The organism is Oscillospiraceae bacterium (assembly GCA_031265355.1).
GTDB lineage: Bacteria > Bacillota > Clostridia > Oscillospirales > UBA929 > JAIRTA01.
Map to the genome: position 1 here is coordinate 49,922 of JAISCT010000035.1, position 17,179 is coordinate 67,100.

7 protein-coding genes are annotated in these 17,179 nt (G+C 57.6%); all 7 read left to right on the forward strand.

The window, feature by feature from the left end; genetic code table 11:
- The first annotated feature begins 37 nt into the window (after window positions 1-37).
- Complete coding sequence (locus tag LBK75_05050; GenBank protein MDR1157660.1) at window positions 38-1,150, forward strand: YibE/F family protein; 1,113 nt, start codon at window positions 38-40, stop codon at window positions 1,148-1,150.
- Window positions 1,143-2,279 carry a YibE/F family protein gene (locus LBK75_05055; GenBank protein ID MDR1157661.1) on the forward strand — a complete coding sequence of 379 codons (1,137 nt, stop codon included), beginning with the start codon at window positions 1,143-1,145 and terminating at the stop codon, window positions 2,277-2,279. The genes LBK75_05050 and LBK75_05055 overlap by 8 nt, the downstream gene beginning before the upstream one ends.
- 11 nt (window positions 2,280-2,290) lie before the next feature.
- Window positions 2,291-6,388, forward strand: a complete 4,098-nt coding sequence (locus LBK75_05060; protein ID MDR1157662.1) for a GH92 family glycosyl hydrolase — start codon at window positions 2,291-2,293, stop codon at window positions 6,386-6,388.
- Window positions 6,389-6,482: 94 nt separating this feature from the next.
- Window positions 6,483-13,226 (forward strand): discoidin domain-containing protein, encoded by a 6,744-nt coding sequence (locus LBK75_05065; GenBank protein ID MDR1157663.1) that lies wholly within the window; start codon window positions 6,483-6,485, stop codon window positions 13,224-13,226.
- Window positions 13,227-14,236: 1,010 nt separating this feature from the next.
- Entirely contained in the window at window positions 14,237-15,751 is a 1,515-nt protein-coding gene (locus LBK75_05070; protein MDR1157664.1) for a sugar ABC transporter ATP-binding protein, read from the forward strand.
- 22 nt (window positions 15,752-15,773) lie between these two features.
- Window positions 15,774-16,796, forward strand: a complete 1,023-nt coding sequence (locus LBK75_05075) for an ABC transporter permease (protein ID MDR1157665.1) — start codon at window positions 15,774-15,776, stop codon at window positions 16,794-16,796.
- Between the two features lie 141 nt (window positions 16,797-16,937).
- Window positions 16,938-17,179: hypothetical protein (locus tag LBK75_05080; GenBank protein ID MDR1157666.1), on the forward strand; the 242-nt coding region annotated here is incomplete at its 3' end.

The window sequence follows — 17,179 nt, forward strand, 5'->3', positions numbered from 1 at the left end:
CGCGAGGAGGTATTTCTTGGGAAAGGACGCCGGGCGGATGAAAACAATAAGGGCAATCATGTATGGCGCCGTCGTGCTGCTGGCGGTCGTGTTGCTTTATATCGGATACAAGACTGCGGTGGCGGGGCTCCCGGTGCTGGGCGCCGGCGGCGCCCCGGCGGTGGAGTCCGTCGTCACAAGGATCGTCTCGCGAACCGCGGAGCAAACGGTCTTTGAAGCGGCGGTCCGCGGCGGGGAAACCGCGACCGTCACACAAAACACAAGCGAATATTACCTGACGGGCGCCAAGGAGGCCGAGGTCGGCGACAGGGTTATCGCAGTGCTTACCGACGACGGTTGGGCTTTCGTCGACTACGTTCGGATCTATGGCGTGTTCATTCTGGGCGGCGTATTCGCGGCTTTGCTCCTTGCTTTCGGCAGGTTCAAAGGCGTCGGCGCCCTCCTGTCGCTTGGCCTCACTGGCGTCGCGGTCTTCGCGGTCTTTATCCCCGCCTTTCTTTCCGGCAAGAATATTTACGCCTATTCTATCATGGTCTGCGTCTTTTCGACGGTTTTTACCCTCTTGATAGTCAGCGGTATGAACCGCAAGACGCTGGCGGCTATCGGCGGCTGTGTCGGCGGCGTGCTCGTCGCCTGTCTGCTGACGCTTCTGATGAACGGCGTTCTGCACATAACCGGCGTAATCAGCGAGGACACAATGTATATGGCCACGCTGCCGACAGGCGATCCTGTCGATATGAAAGCCGTCGTATTCGCCGGCGTAGCGATAGGCGCCGTCGGGGCGGTCATGGATGTCGCGATGTCCGTATCGTCGTCTCTGTGGGAACTGAAACGCAACGCGTCGCATGTAAGGTTCGGCAGCCTATTTAAGTCCGGCATGAACATCGGGCGAGACATTATGGGCACCATGACAAATACGCTTGTGCTCGCGTATATAGGCAATTCGCTGTCGATACTGCTGCTTTTGGTCGTCTATATCAACTCTTTTATCGAGCTTTTCAACAACGGATCAGTCATCGTGGAACTGCTTCAATCCATCGTCGGCAGCTTCGGCATACTTGCCGCCATGCCGCTGACGACGCTGTTTTGCGCTTTCCTATACCAAAACATCCGCGCGCCGGCGGCGGAAGGGGGCAGCGCGGATGAATAAAAAACTGTATGAAATTGTCTGCTATTTCGCGACGCTTCTGTTTGCCGTAATCTTTCTTTTTGTCGGGCACAGGGTGGCGTCCGCCGGCATGCCCGACTTGTTTAACAAATATGGCAGCTACGAAACGGTCGTCGCCGAGGTGACCAAGATTCACGACAGGATCAACACAAAGCAGATGTTCGAGGCGAAGATCATCAAGGGCGCGCAGTTCAGCTCCATTTTCGCGGTGCAGGAAACAAATCAGAACTACCGAAGCGGCGTAAAAGAGGTGGAAGTCGGCGACAAGGTGATCGTTGTGCGCGAGTGGGACGCCTCGTGGTCTTTTGTTGATTACTACAGAATTGACAAAATAGTATGGCTCGGCGCGGCGTTTGTCCTGCTGCTTCTTATCTTCGGCAGGCTCAAAGGCTTTCACGCTTTTCTCTCGCTTGGCCTGACGTGCGCGGCGATTTTCGTGGTGTTCATCCCGTCGCTGCTTTCGGGGCAGAACATTTATGCCTCGTCTATGATTGTCTGCATTTTCTCGATTGTCGTCACGATATTCATCGTCACCGGCGTAAACAGAAAATCGCTGGCCGCCATCGCCGGCTGCAGCGGCGGCCTCATTGCGACGGGTATCCTGACGTTCCTGATGAATGCCGCGCTGGGCATCACCGGCGTGCTGAACAAGGACTCGGCTTTTTTCCTGTATCTTTTCAAGGGCAGCCATATCGTAAATCTTCGGGCTGTGATATTTGCCGGTATCATCATCGGCGCCGTCGGGGCGATGATGGACGTCGCGATGTCCATATCGTCCGCGCTGTGGGAGATCAAAGAAAAGGCACCGGGGCTCGGTTTTGGAGAGCTTTTGAAATCCGGCTTCAACATCAGCCGCGATGTGATGGGCACGATGTCGAACACGCTCGTTCTCGCGTATATCGGCAATTCATTATCGGTTGTCGTGATACTGACCGTCTATATAAAGTCTTTCACGGAACTCATCAACAGGGAACTCGTCATCATCGAACTGTTGCAAGCGATCATCGGCAGCCTGGGTCTTCTGCTCACGATGCCGCTTGCCTCGCTGATCTGCGCTGCGTTGTATAATGCGCCGTCGAATACACAGGCGGGCAATCAAAAAGTTTCGTGAGGAGTGAAAAAATGTTCTCATCTTATCCGAAGGCGCTCATAAAAAAAGGATGCAAGATCGCGTCCGCCGTTTTCCTTTCCCTCTGCATCCTGGCATCTCTGTCCCCTGTACCCGCCGTTCTGGCGGAACCGACCAATGAATTCTATGTGTCATTTGAAACAGGCGAGGCCGTACAGGCGTTTGGCAACAATGTAGTCGAGTCGTCAGGCATGGACGCCGCCCCGATGGCTACCGTTCCGGCCGCCGGTCCGAACGCCACGGCGGATCCTATCTACGGCAAGGCGTGGGACGGCGCAAGGGTTCTGCGCGTGACCGGGACACAGCCTGCCGAAGGCAGGGCATATTCGACAAATCTCATCTATGACAACTTGGATATAAGCGTCACGCCCAACACCGTCCTGTCGTATGTGATCCTGCCGGATTACTCCGGCGCGGCGAGCGTTTCCATATCACGGGCAAACTTTGACTGGGACTTCACCAGCCAGTACATATCGCTGGATCTGGAATTCAGCGACGGCACGCGTCTCAGCGCGCTGGGCGGTGTTGACCAATACGGCTATCCGATGACCGGCGCGGGGCAGGGCGCCGCGGGACATCTGTTCCAGAAGCAGTGGAATCAAGTCAGATGTATTGTCGGAGATGTGGCGGTGGGGAAGACCATTGCAAAAGTATACGTGAATTACGAAAAAACCGGCAGCAAAACCGGCGCGGCGCATACATTTGGCGCGTATATCGACTGCCTGCGCATCCGGCCGGAGGACGTCGCGCCGAAAGCCGCGCCGGTTGAATACGCGAATATATTTGTCGGCACAAACGACAGGCCGCTTTACTCCAGGGGACTCCAGTGGCCCGCCATCATGACGCCGAATGGTTTCAATGCGTGGTGCCCGTCCAATCAGCCCCTGAGCACATCGCACCTGGGCGGCACGGACTATATCACAAACAAAATATTCACCCCGTACCCGGCGGCCGGCCTCACCCATATCACCGTAACGCATGAAGCCAGCGCCTGGATTGGCGACTTCGGCACATTCAATTTTATGCCGAACACCGACTACGACCCGTCCGGCGCCAGCCTCCTCGCGGCAGCCAACCGCCGGACTTTGTACGACCGGGACAGCATGATTGCGAATCCGGCTTATTTCTCAGTCGATTTGAGCGGTGCGGAAGGCTCGCATGCGAAGAGCGTGAAGCTGGAACTCACGCCCACGGAGCACGCCGCCTATTCGAGGATGACGTTCCCAGCTGATTCCACCTATGTAAATGTCATCCTGGACGCGATGTATATGTCCAGCGCCACGCGCGTGGCGACCGCCGGCGGCAACATTTCTTTTGAAGGCAGTGCGTTTAGCGCGATGACGGCGTGGAACTCGTCGGAAGGGCGCAGCGCCAACATGTATGTTTACGGTGAATTCAGCCCGGCGCCCTCCGCGATCAAGGCGTACAATGCCAACGCGAACGCCACGTCCATGGTCACATTCTCGGCGGGAACGACGGAAGTCACTCTCAAAGTGGCCACATCCTTCATCAGCGCGGAGCAGGCAAAGAAAAACCTGGCTCTTGAGATCGCCCCGGGCTCCTCCTTTGATGAAATAAAGGCGCAGACAGCCAATGTTTGGAATGCTCTCATGGATACTGTGCAAGTCGAAGGGGCTTCCGAAGAAGATAAAGTGGAGTTGTATTCCAATCTGTACCGCCTGTACGCGGATCCGCTGACTCTTTCCGAAAACACCGGCACAGTCGAGGCGCCCGTCTGGACATATGCCAGCCCCTATCAGGGCACAAGTGGAACGACGCGCGCGCCGACGACCGGGTACAAGTTTTACTATAACAATGGGTTTTGGGACACTTACAGGGGGTCCTGGTCGGCGTACCAATTCCTGACGCCGGATCGTGCCGGAGAGATGCTCAACGGCCTTGTCCAGCATTTTGTTGACTCGGATTGGCTGGCGCGCTGGATTGCGCCGGGCGGTCGCAACTCGATGGTCGGCACGAGTTCCGATATCATCTTCGGCGACGCGGCGGCCAAGGGCGGTATAGATTTTGATATCGAGAACGCCTATCTGTCGGCTCTCAAGAACGCGTCGGTCTATTCGCCCAGCGCGACGTCCGCCTCCGCCCCCCGCGCGAGCTACGCGGGGCGCGCCGGGATGGATGCCGCTCCGTTCCTCGGGTATACGACGACGTCCGTGTCCTGGGCGCTGGACAATTACCTCAACGATTTGGGCGTGTCCATTCTGGCGGAAAAGCTGGGCCATGACGACGAAGCGGTGTATTTCCGCAATACGGCGCAGAACTTTGTAAACCTCTGGAATTACAACCGAGGCGGCTGGTTCATTGGCAAGAACGCCGCCGGCGCGTGGAACATCCCGAACGGGCTCAGTTACGAGGGGCTCACGTCCGCCGACACGACAAGCGCATATTATAAAGGCAACGGGTATGAGGAGACAAACGGCTTTACGACGGCGTGGCAGGCGTTCGCCGATATGCAGGGCCTTGTGAACCTATACGGCGGCAAGGAAAAGTTTACTGCTCGCCTCGACAAGTTCTTCTCGGATGAAGTGATGTATTATAACGGCGGGCGCGATTATGCGCTGGACTTCTACGACACGAAAATGGGGCAGTACGGACACGCGAATCAGCCGGACCACCATATCCCATACATGTATTGCTACGCCGGGCAGCCTTACAAGACGCAGGCGCTGACGCGCGAGATCTTGGACAGGGTTTACACCGGATTCTCCTTCGGTCAGGGCTTCCCGGGCGACGCGGACAATGGCGAGCAATCCGGATGGTATGTCATGACGATGATCGGCCTGTATCCGTTCTCGAATGGCGCGGACGGTTACATCATCACATCGCCGATGCATCCGAAGACGATACTGAACCTGCCAAGCGGCAAGCTGGAGATCATCGCCAACAACAACAGCCGCCAAAACGTCTATATTCAGAGCATGACCATCGATGGCCAGCCGTATAACAGCTGCTATATCAAGAAAGGCGATCTGCTGGCCGCCCATCGGATCGTTTTTGAAATGGGGCCGCAGCCTTCCGAGTGGGCGTGTGGTTCCGTGCCGCCGTCGCTCACCCCGGCGGACAGCGACGCCGTGCCGAACCCGCTCAAAGACTTTACCTCGTCCGGCGTGACGGTCGTATCCGCCCTGCCGGAGAACAGCCATGCGGCTCAGCAGGTTTATGTGACGAACTTGCCTGGCGCGAACGCCGCCCTGCTGTTCAACAACACATCCGGCGCCAACGCGGCTTTCACCGCGCCGTCCGCTTCAGTTACCTATTATTTCCCAGACGCAAAAAAAGTGGAAATGGTGACGCTTACATCGGCCTCTATGCTCGGCGCCTCCGCGCCGGACAGCTTGGCGTTTTACGGTTCCCAGGATGGCACAAATTGGAAATTTTTAGGAAAGCGGGAAGAGATCGCTTTCGCGTGGGCGCGACAGACAAAGCCTTTCGCTATCAGCAACGCATCGACCTATTTTTATTATCGGCTGGATCTGACGGCCAAAGAGAACATCTCATTGTCTGAGATAGAACTGTCAGGCTATCCCGCGAGTATCCTCAAAGCCCCAAAGAACTTTATGAGCGGACAGACAAGTTTTACCGTCACTGCGGAAAACAGCGCGGCCAATATCCGGGTGCGAGATTCTGACTTCAACCAATTGGCTGCCCCGGCGGCAGCTGTATCGGCGTCGACAGTGAACACCGACGGGACAAAGACGTTCACGGTAACGTTGGATGGCCAGATCTCCGATAGGTATTACCTCACGGCAGAGAACAGCGCCGGCCAGGAGTTATCAGCATCTCGCAGGACGATAGGCGCCAGCGCCGGGTTAGGGATTTACGCCAGGGACGAGAACGCTGTCGCCGAGTATGACAACACCGCCGGCGCCGATGCCGTCAGCCTGAGGCTGATCATGGCCGCCTACGACGGTGCGGGCAGGCTGGCCGGAGTGGTTCCCGGCGATGCCATCACCGTCGCCGCCGGGGACAGAGCTTTCTTGGAGGCAGATATATCTGCCTTCGGCGGATGCTCGTTTACGGCGTTTGCCTGGGAGGAGACGTATGCCCCTGTCTGCGAGCCGGCTGAATTGTAAGCAGATGTTCGAGGCGAAGCTCATCAAGGGCGGGCGGGCAGTCAATTTCGTCGGTTTTGTAAAATATATCCACATGTAAAAGGGGGACACCAAAGTGAGCCGCGCAAAAAGCGTCGCAGTCTGGCCGATCGTTCTCATCATCGCGTTTCAACTACTGACCTTCCATATCCCCGCCGTTTTCGCGGCGCCGGTCTGGGCGCTGGGCGGGCATGACGTCGTCTGCGAATTGGAAGAAGGCGATCTGGGAAATGGGACGGCGGCCGCAGCCTCCCCGATAACGGGTTTCTCAGGTTCGGGTTACGTAACGGGCTTTGCGAGCAAAGGAGACTCCGTTTCGATCAACGTAACCGCGCCCAGCTCCGGCGTCTACGGATTTACCGTCCGCAGCGCGCTTTACCTAAAAGACGCGGCGCGCGGAAAACCCCACGCGTACAGCCACGTCGGTTCGAGAGGCGACCAGAGCATTACCGACGGGAGCTGGACAAACGCGAGATACTGGGCGTCGGGTGTCCCGTCGTACGTCGGAGAGCCCCGTTGGGTGCAAGTGGATTTGGTCGAGCCCGCGCGGATCGCGATGGCGCGCATTCGCATCCCCGCCACCTGGGGCTCGCGAACACAGACGTTTTCGCTTTGGGGCGGTGTTGACGAAGACAATCTCATAGAACTGGCCCCGTCAAAGGTCTATCAGTTCGAACGAAACACCTCGGCGCCGGGTCTTGGTAATTTTGTGGACATCGAGTTTTCCGAACCCGTTTCTCTCCGCTACGCGCGGGCGGTTTTCACCGGCCGCAGCGACACCGGGGCAGACGGCTATCAAGTTTCAAACTTCGAATTGTACCCGACAAGCCGCACCGCCGAGCTGTACGTCGACGGCTTGAAAGCGACCGAGTTCAATATGTCTCCGCAGAAGATCATCAGCCCGTCGGATATCGCCGCCAGCGGCACCGCGTCGTTCGATCCGGGCGTGCCCTCGTGGGTCGAAGATCCCTCCGGCGGCGTCCTCCTCACGGCCGGCGCGCACACGCTCTCCGTCGTCAGCGGCGGCGCTTTCCCCGGAGAATACAACATCGACGCCGTGTCGTTTTCCGCGCCGCAGGAGATGGACCCCGGCGTCTTGGCGGTCATAAACGCCATAGACGCGCTGCCCGCGGCGGACTGTCTGCGGCTCGGCGACAAGCCGGCCGTCGCGGCGGCCCGCGCGGCTTACGACGCCTTGGACGAGGCCCAAAGAAATCTGATTTTCACCTACTGGAAGCTGGCGGAAGCCGAGGCCAGACTGTCCTATCTTGAGGCGGAGAGCGACGACCGGCGTCCGCCCGTCATCGGCGGCCTATCCGTCGGCGACGCCGTCAACGGCGCGCTTTGGACCGTCAAAGAGAATCTCCAATTTGGCGACATAGCTTACGGCGACGCATCCGCCGCGTTCACGGCCGTCCCCGACGATCTGAAAGGCGCCGCGTGGGTAAGCCCCGCGTTGGCGTCGAACGCGTGGAACGGCGCCGGCACGCTGTGTTCCTTTACCGTGAACAGGGACGGCTGGCTCTATATAGCCGCAATCGGCGCGCCCGCGTGGCTCGCCGATTACGAAAGCGCGCAAGAGCAGATCTCTGTCGGCGGCGAGTCGTATCATCTCTACAGAAAGCCGGTCGAAGCCGGAGCGGTGCTGCGTCTTCCGGCGCAAGGCGACGCCCGACTGTTGTACATACCGATCGTAAAGACGGCGACGCTCAGCGCGCCCCCCGACAAACCCTCGATCAGCCGTTTCGCGCCGCCGTTCGACACGGCGGGGTGGTATACGCAGCGGACGGACCTTGGCCCCGGTTCGCCGCTGTTTACCGATGACGCGGCCCTCGTAACCGAGGCGCCGCAAAGGTATCGGGGCGCCGATTATATCCAAACATACAACGGCGCCCGTTCCGGCATAAGCTTCTACGCCGAGCGCAATATCGAAGTGGCCGTCACGCTCGACACGAGGGCAAGCGCCTTGCCGCAGTGGCTTTCGACGTGGGAGAACACGGGCCTGACGCTGTCCGCGACCGGCGGAAGATCCTACAGGCTATACAGCAAAGAGTACCGCGCGGGCGAATTTATCACCATACCCAGTTTGCCGACAAACGTGCCCGACAATTGCATCATCATCGCCAAGCCCTCCGCGGGGGGCGAACAGAGGACAGAAAACCCGCTCGCGCCCTTGGGCGAGGACCGATGGGACTCCGATCTGGGCTACAGATATTACGCAAACGACGTTTTTAACCAAGACGGCGCGCTGCCTCTCAGCTATTCGCTCAAAAGCGGCTCCGCGTCCATCGTCTCAAACAACGCGGCCGAACCCGCGGACCTGGCGTTCCGGCGCATCTATACCACAAGCGATGCAAGCTCCGCGCAGTTCATGAACGCCACCGACGGTCTCGACGCCTCGTATTGGCAGTCGGACGCGCCTTCGTCCTGGATCAGCGTCAGCCTGGGCAGGGTCAAGCGTGTGAACGTCGTGGAGGTGCGGCTGCCAGCCGCGATGTCCGCGCGCGGCCAGACATTCGGCATTGAAGGCGCGGCAAACGGCTCCGACTACAAAACGCTCACACCGCCGCAAGCGTACGCGTTTAACCCGTCTTCGGGCAATACGGTCAAGATCGCGCTGGCCGAGCCCGCGGACGTGGACCATGTGCGCCTTTCGTTCTCCGGCGGCACAGCCTGTGTCGGAGAATTTCGGGTGTTCGGCGATGAAACGACCGGCGTCGACAAGTATATCGCGCTTTCGTCGGAGAGCGGCGCGTCTCTCGAAAAGGACTTCGGGCAGCCGATAGACGGCCGCGCGATTTTCGAATTCAAAGTAAAGCCGTCCCGAGAGGACAACGCCGCCGCCGTGAGGCTGACAGGGGCTTCCGACGCCGTGGCCGTGATGCTGACGTTTAGCGCCGACGGTTCTCTCTACGCAAATGACGGCGGCTCGCAAACCAAAATCCTGCCGTACCGCGCCGATACGTGGTATACGGTCAAGATCGCGGCGGATCTCAACGCCGGCGTGTACGACCTGTGGGTCAATCAGCTGCGCAAGGCCGAATCGCTCGCGGCGGCGGCCCCCGGCGGCGTGCGGAAACTGGCGTTTTCCGCAGAAGGCGAGGGAAGCCTTTCGATAGACAACGTGAAGGCCTACGACGACACGGAGGAGTATCTGTTTGAGGAAAGCTTCGGCGCTGCGGATTTTGTCCCCGACGGATGGCTCTTTACAAACCCGCGGGCCGCCGGAGTCGCCGACGTCCCGTTCGCGTCGGATAAGAGTCTCGCGCTCACCGCCGACGGCTCGGCCGCCAAGGCGACAAGGCGAATCCCGGAGACATCCGGTGTGGTCAGCTTCGAAACCAAAGTGAAGCTCTCGAACGCCGGGTTTGCCGCGGCGCCCGTAATCACCGACGATCAGAACCGTGTGGCCGCCGCCGTCGCGTTCTATCGGAACAATCTCTACGCCGTAAACGGCGACAATTGGATCAAGATCATAGACGGCGAATCTCCCTGGGCTTACTACCCCGCAGACAACTGGTACCTGATCAAAATCACCCTCAACACCTACACCAACCGCTACGACCTCTATGTGGACGGCGCGTCTAGAATGAAAGGGCTCTCGTTTGTGCAGGACGTTGATTCCGTCAGCCGCGTTGCGTATACCCTCATTGACGATAACGTCTGCTATGTCAACAGCCTCAGCGCGTATAAAGGTTTCGATCTTGGCGGCGGGCTGATCGACAAAGAACGCGTACTGAACGTCAAAGACGCCCCCTATAACGCCAAAGGGGACGGAATGACCGACGACACGGAAGCGATCCAAGCCGCTCTCGACGACGCGGCTTTCACCGGCCGGACGGTTCTTGTGGATGGCGGCGCGTTCCTTACCAGCACGCTCTCGGTGCGCAGCGACACGACGCTTTATGTCAGCCAAACCGCGTCGATACTGGGCGTGCAGGACAAAAACAACTACCCGCTGATCGAAACGTGTGAGGGCCTTGTCAACCACGCGCAGATCGGGCGCGGACTGGTGTTTACCGAAAACGCCTCGAACGTCCGCATTGAGGGCGGCGGCGTGATTGACGGCAACGGTTTGTATGGGTACAAGGTCAATGACCCGCCGCAAAACCAACGGCTCCAGCTGGCACGCCCGTGCGTCATACTGTCCGTATTGTCTCACGATGTGACGATACAAAATGTCAGCCTCATACGCAGCGCGTTCTGGACGCTTGTGCCGATGGAGTCTGAAAACGTCGCCATTCGCAACGTCAACGTCAACAGCATAAACAACACGCCAAACCGCGACGGAATCGACCCCGTTGACGTGGTAAACCTGACCATCGAGAACTGCAACATCTTGGCGGGCGACGACGGGTTGTGCTTCAAAACGTCCAGTTTTCACGGCAATCGCAATGTGGACGTATGCGGCGTTCGGATCATGGCGCTGTCCAATGGGATAAAGTTCGGTACCGACACATACTACGAGTGGAAAAACATAACAATTTCCGACGTCACGATGAAAAACGTCGTCAAAGCGGGCATCGCAATCGAGGCCACCGACGGCGCGGAGGTTGACGGTGTGACGTTTGCGCGCGTAGACATGAGCGACGTCGACGCGCCGGTCTACATGACAGTCGGAAACCGCGGGCGCCAGCCGACCTCAAGGCCCGGTATGAGAATCGGATGGATTCGCAACGTAGCGTTTACGGATGTGAATTTCTTCAACGCCAAAGAAGCTCCCTACAGCTTCGAGGCCGACACACATGAAAATGTTTTGATTGGCCTGGACAACGACACGCACCGCATCCAAAACATCGCGTTTCGCAACGTGACGATGGAAATGCCGGGCGGTGCCGCCGCCGTACCCGGCTGGCCGTCCGGGACGCTGAACGGGTATCCCGAACACTACAACGTCGACGGCAAACCGAACGCCTGGGCCTACTGTATACGGTATGCCGACAATGTGACGTTCAGCAACGTCACCAACATATTGTTAAACGGCGACGCGAGGCCGGAAATCTCTTACGGCGACTACGGAGCGTCTCCGATAGAATTTGCCCGCCCTGTCACGTACGTAAGAGCTGTTTATCTCAGAGCGGCGCTGGGGACGCCGGCGAATCGGCTGAACCTGCCCGAAACCGTGCAAGTCATCGCGGACTATGATCTCACCGCGTCGGTTCCGGTTTCGTGGCGCCCAGAGGGAACATACAACCCCAACGCTGCCGGCGTTTACGCGTTTACCGGAGCACTGGGCGAGTCCCCCGGCGTCGCAAACGGCGGGGACCTCGCCGCTGTCGCGTACGTCCGCGTTGTAGAAGGCGATTCCCCCATCCCCGCGCCGCCGTCCAACGTATCGGCGTCGGTCAGCGGAAGCGCCAACCCGTCGCAGGCGATCACAATCAGCTGGACGGCGTCTTCGTCGGAAGACGTGGCCGCGTACAGCGTGTACGCCGGCATGACGCCCGATTTCGATCTGGAAAGCGCCGTGTTCTGCGGCAGGACGCCGGACCTGAGCCTGGTTTATTTGCCGGGCTCGAGGCAGGCGCTCTATTTCAAGGTTTGCGCGCTGAGCAGCTTATCCGCGGCCTCAGAACCGTCCGCCGTCTCGAATCTTGTGGTGGGCGGCATAGACCCACAGCCCGCTCCGGACATTGTCTTGCTCAATACCGACATCCGCGGCTACGAAGTCAAAAGCGTAACGGTCAGCGCCGTGGACAAAGCGGACGTGGGTGCGGCGGCCATGGCGGTCTTTGCCCGTTACGCCGAAAACGGGCGGATGACAGCCGTTTCGTCCGTCCCTTTCAGCCTGAACGGCGCCAGCCAAACGTTAGATTTGACGCTCCATCGCCCGCTCGGCTTTGAGGCACGAGACCTGGTAAAAGTTTACTTTTTAAACGCCGAAACCTTTGTACCGCTTGCGGACGCGTTGAAACTGAAGACGCCGGTTCCGGGCGACGCGAACCCCGACCTTCCCGAGGACGGTTCGACGTTGCAAATCGAAGCCGAAAACTTCGCGTATTCAACCGGCTCCGTGTCGGTCGCGGACGCGCCGGCGGGGAACACGGCGACAAGCGGCGGACGCCAAGTCGAGGGCGTAGACCAAGCTGACGCTCTCACTTACATCGTCGACGTTCCCGAAACGGGATACTACAACGTCTATGTTCGCTTTACAAGCGCCGCCAATGCGGGCGATACGGGCGGCATCCGGGTGACCGCCGGCGGCGTTGACTACGATCTCAGAAATTTTTCCAGGCCCTATAATAACAGCGATTGGAACGGGAATTACCAGTCTCTGAGATTCTGCGTCTGGCTGGAATCCGGGTTGGCGCAGCCGCTTACGATCACAAATGTCGGCAGGGACTCGTCGTCGGCCATGTCCATCAATATAGACCGCGTCGATATCCAAAAGTTCGTCCCGACCGTCATCCCAACGGATGGAAGCCCCGCGCGCATAGAGGCGGAGAACTTCATGTCAAAGAATAGCGCGCTGAGGGTCATCAACGACCATGCCCCCGGATTCGAATCCAACACATGGTATGCCAGCGCCATACTGGCGGGCGATACGGTCACATACCGTATTGAAATCGCCGAAGCGGGGGCATACAACTTCGCCGTCGCGCTGGCGAGCCAGAACAATTCGATGCAGTACCGATTGGACTGCGCCGGCCAAAGCGCGGTGTCCGAGGTCGTCGAAAGAACCAGCAGTTGGACGGCGTACCGCGAAGAGAGCGTCCGGCTTGACTTGCCGGCCGGAGTCTGGCTCTTGACTTTCACCGACACTTACAGCAGGTACAACTACGATTACATCGACGTATCCAAAGTTGACAACGCGCCTTGACGCGCGAAAACTGTTGACAACACCGCCGGCGCCGATGCCGTTGGCCTGGAAGGAGACGTATGCCCCCCGTCTGCGAACCGGCTGAATTGCCATTTGCCTTTCACAAAATGGTAGAAAATGTTAAAAAGAGGAAAATCGACTCGAAACTGGCTTGTGGCATCTCCTTCCATAAATCCATAAAGTGGGAAAAAGAAATGTGAAACAGCAAGTAAAAGTGCCGTTTTGTAAGAAAAAACGGCACTTTTACTTGTTTTTAATAAAGTATACCTTTTTGAGAGCGCGCCATAGACACGGAACAACTCTTTTTTATCATAAATAGTTTGCAAAGTCAAGTGGTATGTACAATATTTTTTATGCATTTCGACCGAATCGGACGGGACAATTCGCCAGAAACGGCAATTTCAAAAAGGTATAGCATAGCAGGCCATGCAGGAACCGCCGAAGTGGCTGCGGCCCAAGGAGTTCGTGTGAGTCGGCGGGATATGTCCGGAAGTGGGCGGCCGTTTTGTGTGCAGAGAAAGCGGTCGCCGGTGGGACTGTTTGTGCAGACGGTCTCGCCCCGGACAGGTTCATGCTTGTCATGGGCGCTGTGGGCGGCGGACGAGTCCTTTGGGCGGTGTGCCCGACCGCCGTGTGCGGCCGAGGAACAAGGCAAAAAAGAAGGCAGGTGATGTGACCGAGTTGTGGAGCATTGTCAAAATTTACAGAAACCTGCGGATGTGCTGCCCGTTTCGGCACAGAAGAGATATTTTGCCTTCCTATCCGTTCGGCGATATATAAATGGTTCAGGTGTCAGAAGTGCGTCTGGCGACGGTCAAGTCGATTTTTCGTCAGATGGAGCAAAAAACGCAGTGGATATTGGGCGCATTCGCGAGGCTTTTTGTAACCGGGGTCCCCGCGCGGCTTGCCGTGTGGGGTGGCCATGTGGCGGAAAAATCGCCGGCCAGCGGCGGGCGAGGCTTTTGACACCTGAACCATAAATTCAGTGTTCGTATAAAGGCGGTGATATTTTGGCGGAACAGTTGGTGGAACTCACAGGGATAACCAAATCCTTTCCGGGTGTCAAGGCTTTGGAAGACATCAGTCTCGATCTGTATGCCGGCGAGGTGCACGCCCTGCTGGGGGAAAACGGAGCCGGGAAATCCACGCTCATGAAAATTCTCTCGGGTGTGTATCAGCGGGACGCCGGCGTCATCCGTGTGAGGGGGCAGGAAGTGGAGATTGTGAGCCCCAAAGCGGCGGAGGCGTTGGGTATCGTCATCATCCACCAGGAACTCAATCTCTGCAAGCACCTTACCGTTGCGGAAAACATCTTTCTGGGGCGGGAATTCAGAAACCGCGGGGTATTGGACAAAAAACGGCAGTACGAGGAGAGCCGCAAGATACTCGGCGACCTCAACATCGATTTGGATCCCAATACTGTTGTCGGTTCCATCGCGGTTTCTAAACAGCAGATGGTGGAGATTGCGAAAGCCATCTCTGTCAACGCGGACATCATTATCATGGACGAACCCACTTCCGCCCTGACGGAAAAAGAGATAAAGGATCTCTTCCATATCATCGGGTTGCTGAAATCACAGGGAAAAGGGATCATTTACATATCACACCGCCTGGAAGAACTTTCAAACATTGCCGACAGGGTCACGATTTTGAGGGACGGACAGTTTGTAGACGCCATGCGTTTTTCATCCCCCGAAGAGATCCAAGGCAATCTGGAGGACATTATCGCCAAGATGGTGGGGCGCGACATCAAGGATAAGTATCCAAGAACGGATGCGCCGCTTGGCGACGTGGTGTTTGAGGCGGAAGGCATTTGTACCCTGACAGGCGTAAAACACGTCTCGTTTCAACTCCGGCGCGGGGAGATAGTCGCCATGGCCGGTCTCATGGGCGCCAAGCGCACGGAACTGGTGCGGGCTATCTTTGGGGCGGACAAGAAGACATCCGGCGTGATTCGCGTCGCGGGCAAAGAAATTGCCGTCAACATGCCAAGAGACGCCATTGCGAACGGCATTTTCTCCATCCCCGAGGATCGCCGCCGCGACGGGCTTTGTATCAATCTGGAACTGTTTAAGAACATCACGCTGCCCAATTTGGACATTTCCTCAAAGTGGGGCGTGCTGGACCACCGGCAAGAGATGGATTTATCATCGCATATTGTGGAAACCCTTCGCATCAAGACGCCATCCCTCACGCAGTTCGTGAGAAACTTGAGCGGGGGCAACCAGCAAAAAGTGGTGCTGGCCAAATGGCTGCTCCGTCAGGCCAATGTGGTTCTGTTCGACGAACCGACCAGAGGCATCGACGTTGGCGCCAAAATCGAAATCTATCATTTAATGAACGATTTGAAAAAGCAGGGCATCGGCGTCATGTATGTGTCTTCGGAATTGCCGGAGGTCCTGGGTGTTTCCGACAGGATTCTTGTGATGTGCGACGGCCGGATCACCGCCGACCTGAAAACATCGGAAACAACCCAAGAGGAAATTTTGCATTATGCCACGCAATTCAAGGGGGACATCGCGTAATATCAAAGAGAGGAGACACTTTATGAAGCTGCTGCCTACGAAAAAGGACCCTGCGTCACAGGATAACCGCGGGGCGATGACGCCGATTGAAATGGAGATGGAGCGGACGAAGAGGAAGCTGTCGCCCACCGCCAAACAATACTTGACCACGTTGAGCGCCTTGGTCATCCTCATTGTTGTCTTCACGATCATCAACAACCGTTTTATCGCCAGCCAGAACATTCTGAATATCGTCTTCCAGACGACGCCCATCATCATCATCGCCATGGGCCAGACATATGTCCTTATCACGGGCGGTATTGATCTCACAATCGGTTCCAATATTGCTTTCGCCGCCATGGTCTCCTGCCTCCTGATGAGCGGCGGCCTGTCGTTTTTTGTGGCCATTCCCATCGGCATGCTCATCGGCGTATCGGTCGGCGCCATCAACGGCGCGCTGATTACATACGGGAAGCTGCCGCCGTTCATCGCCACCATGGGTACCATGTCGGCTGTCCGCGGCGCCGCGCAGATCATTACAAACGGCATGCCTGTCGCCAGCGGCAACGCACTGTTTCAGACAATTGGCCAACAGCGTTCTTTCCTCTCCATCCCCAATTCCATTTACCCAATGATTGTCCTCGTGCTCATCTTCGGTTTTATTCTGGCCAAAACGCGGTCGGGGCGGTACCTTTACGCATACGGAAGCAATTACGAGGCGACACGTCTTTCCGGCGTCAACACGAACACCACCATCCTGAAAGCCTATATCGTCAGCGGTTTCCTCTCCGTCTGCGCCGGGCTGCTCATTGCTGCCAAACTCGACTCCGCCGCGCCTACGGCGGGCGACGGTTACGAACTGGACGCCGTCGCCGCGTCCGTCATCGGCGGTGCCAGTACCATGGGCGGCGAGGGTACGATTTTCGGGACTTTTTTGGGAGCGCTGATTATCGGCGTTCTGCGCAACGGGCTCAATCTGGCCAGCATCAACACCAACTATCAAAAGATTGTCATCGGCGCCGTCATCTTGGCCGCTGTCTTTGTTGATAAGCGCAGAAAGAAGTGATGCAGCGCCCCAGCCGTTCTCCGGTTTTTCAGGAACACAACAATTGGCCGATTTCCCACCCGCGTGACTGAGAATCCGATGCCGTTTTGCGCGCGTGGCGGGCGTCAATTGTGTGATAACACAACTTTAGGAGGAGAAAATATGAAAAGGAGACTCATCCCAATCCTTATGGCGGCGATCATGCTCACAGCCCTGCTGGGCGCCTGTTCCAGCAGTGACCCCTCGGTGAACACCGGCGACAACAGCGGCTCAAACACAGAATACAAGATCTCCCTCATCACGATGGACAACATCGACCAGCACTGGCTGGGCGTCCGCGACGGCGCCGAAGCGGCCGCCAAGGAAATCGGCGGCGTCACGGTTACCTTTGACTCCGGCGAAAA

Bases quoted from the DNA above. Each gene is read 5' to 3' on its own strand.
- LBK75_05050 (MDR1157660.1), top strand. From the start codon at position 38: ATGAAAACAATAAGGGCAATCATGTATGGCGCCGTCGTGCTGCTGGCG.
- LBK75_05060 (MDR1157662.1), top strand. From the start codon at position 2,291: ATGTTCTCATCTTATCCGAAGGCGCTCATAAAAAAAGGATGCAAGATC.
- LBK75_05055 (MDR1157661.1), top strand. From the start codon at position 1,143: ATGAATAAAAAACTGTATGAAATTGTCTGCTATTTCGCGACGCTTCTG.
- LBK75_05075 (MDR1157665.1), top strand. From the start codon at position 15,774: ATGAAGCTGCTGCCTACGAAAAAGGACCCTGCGTCACAGGATAACCGC.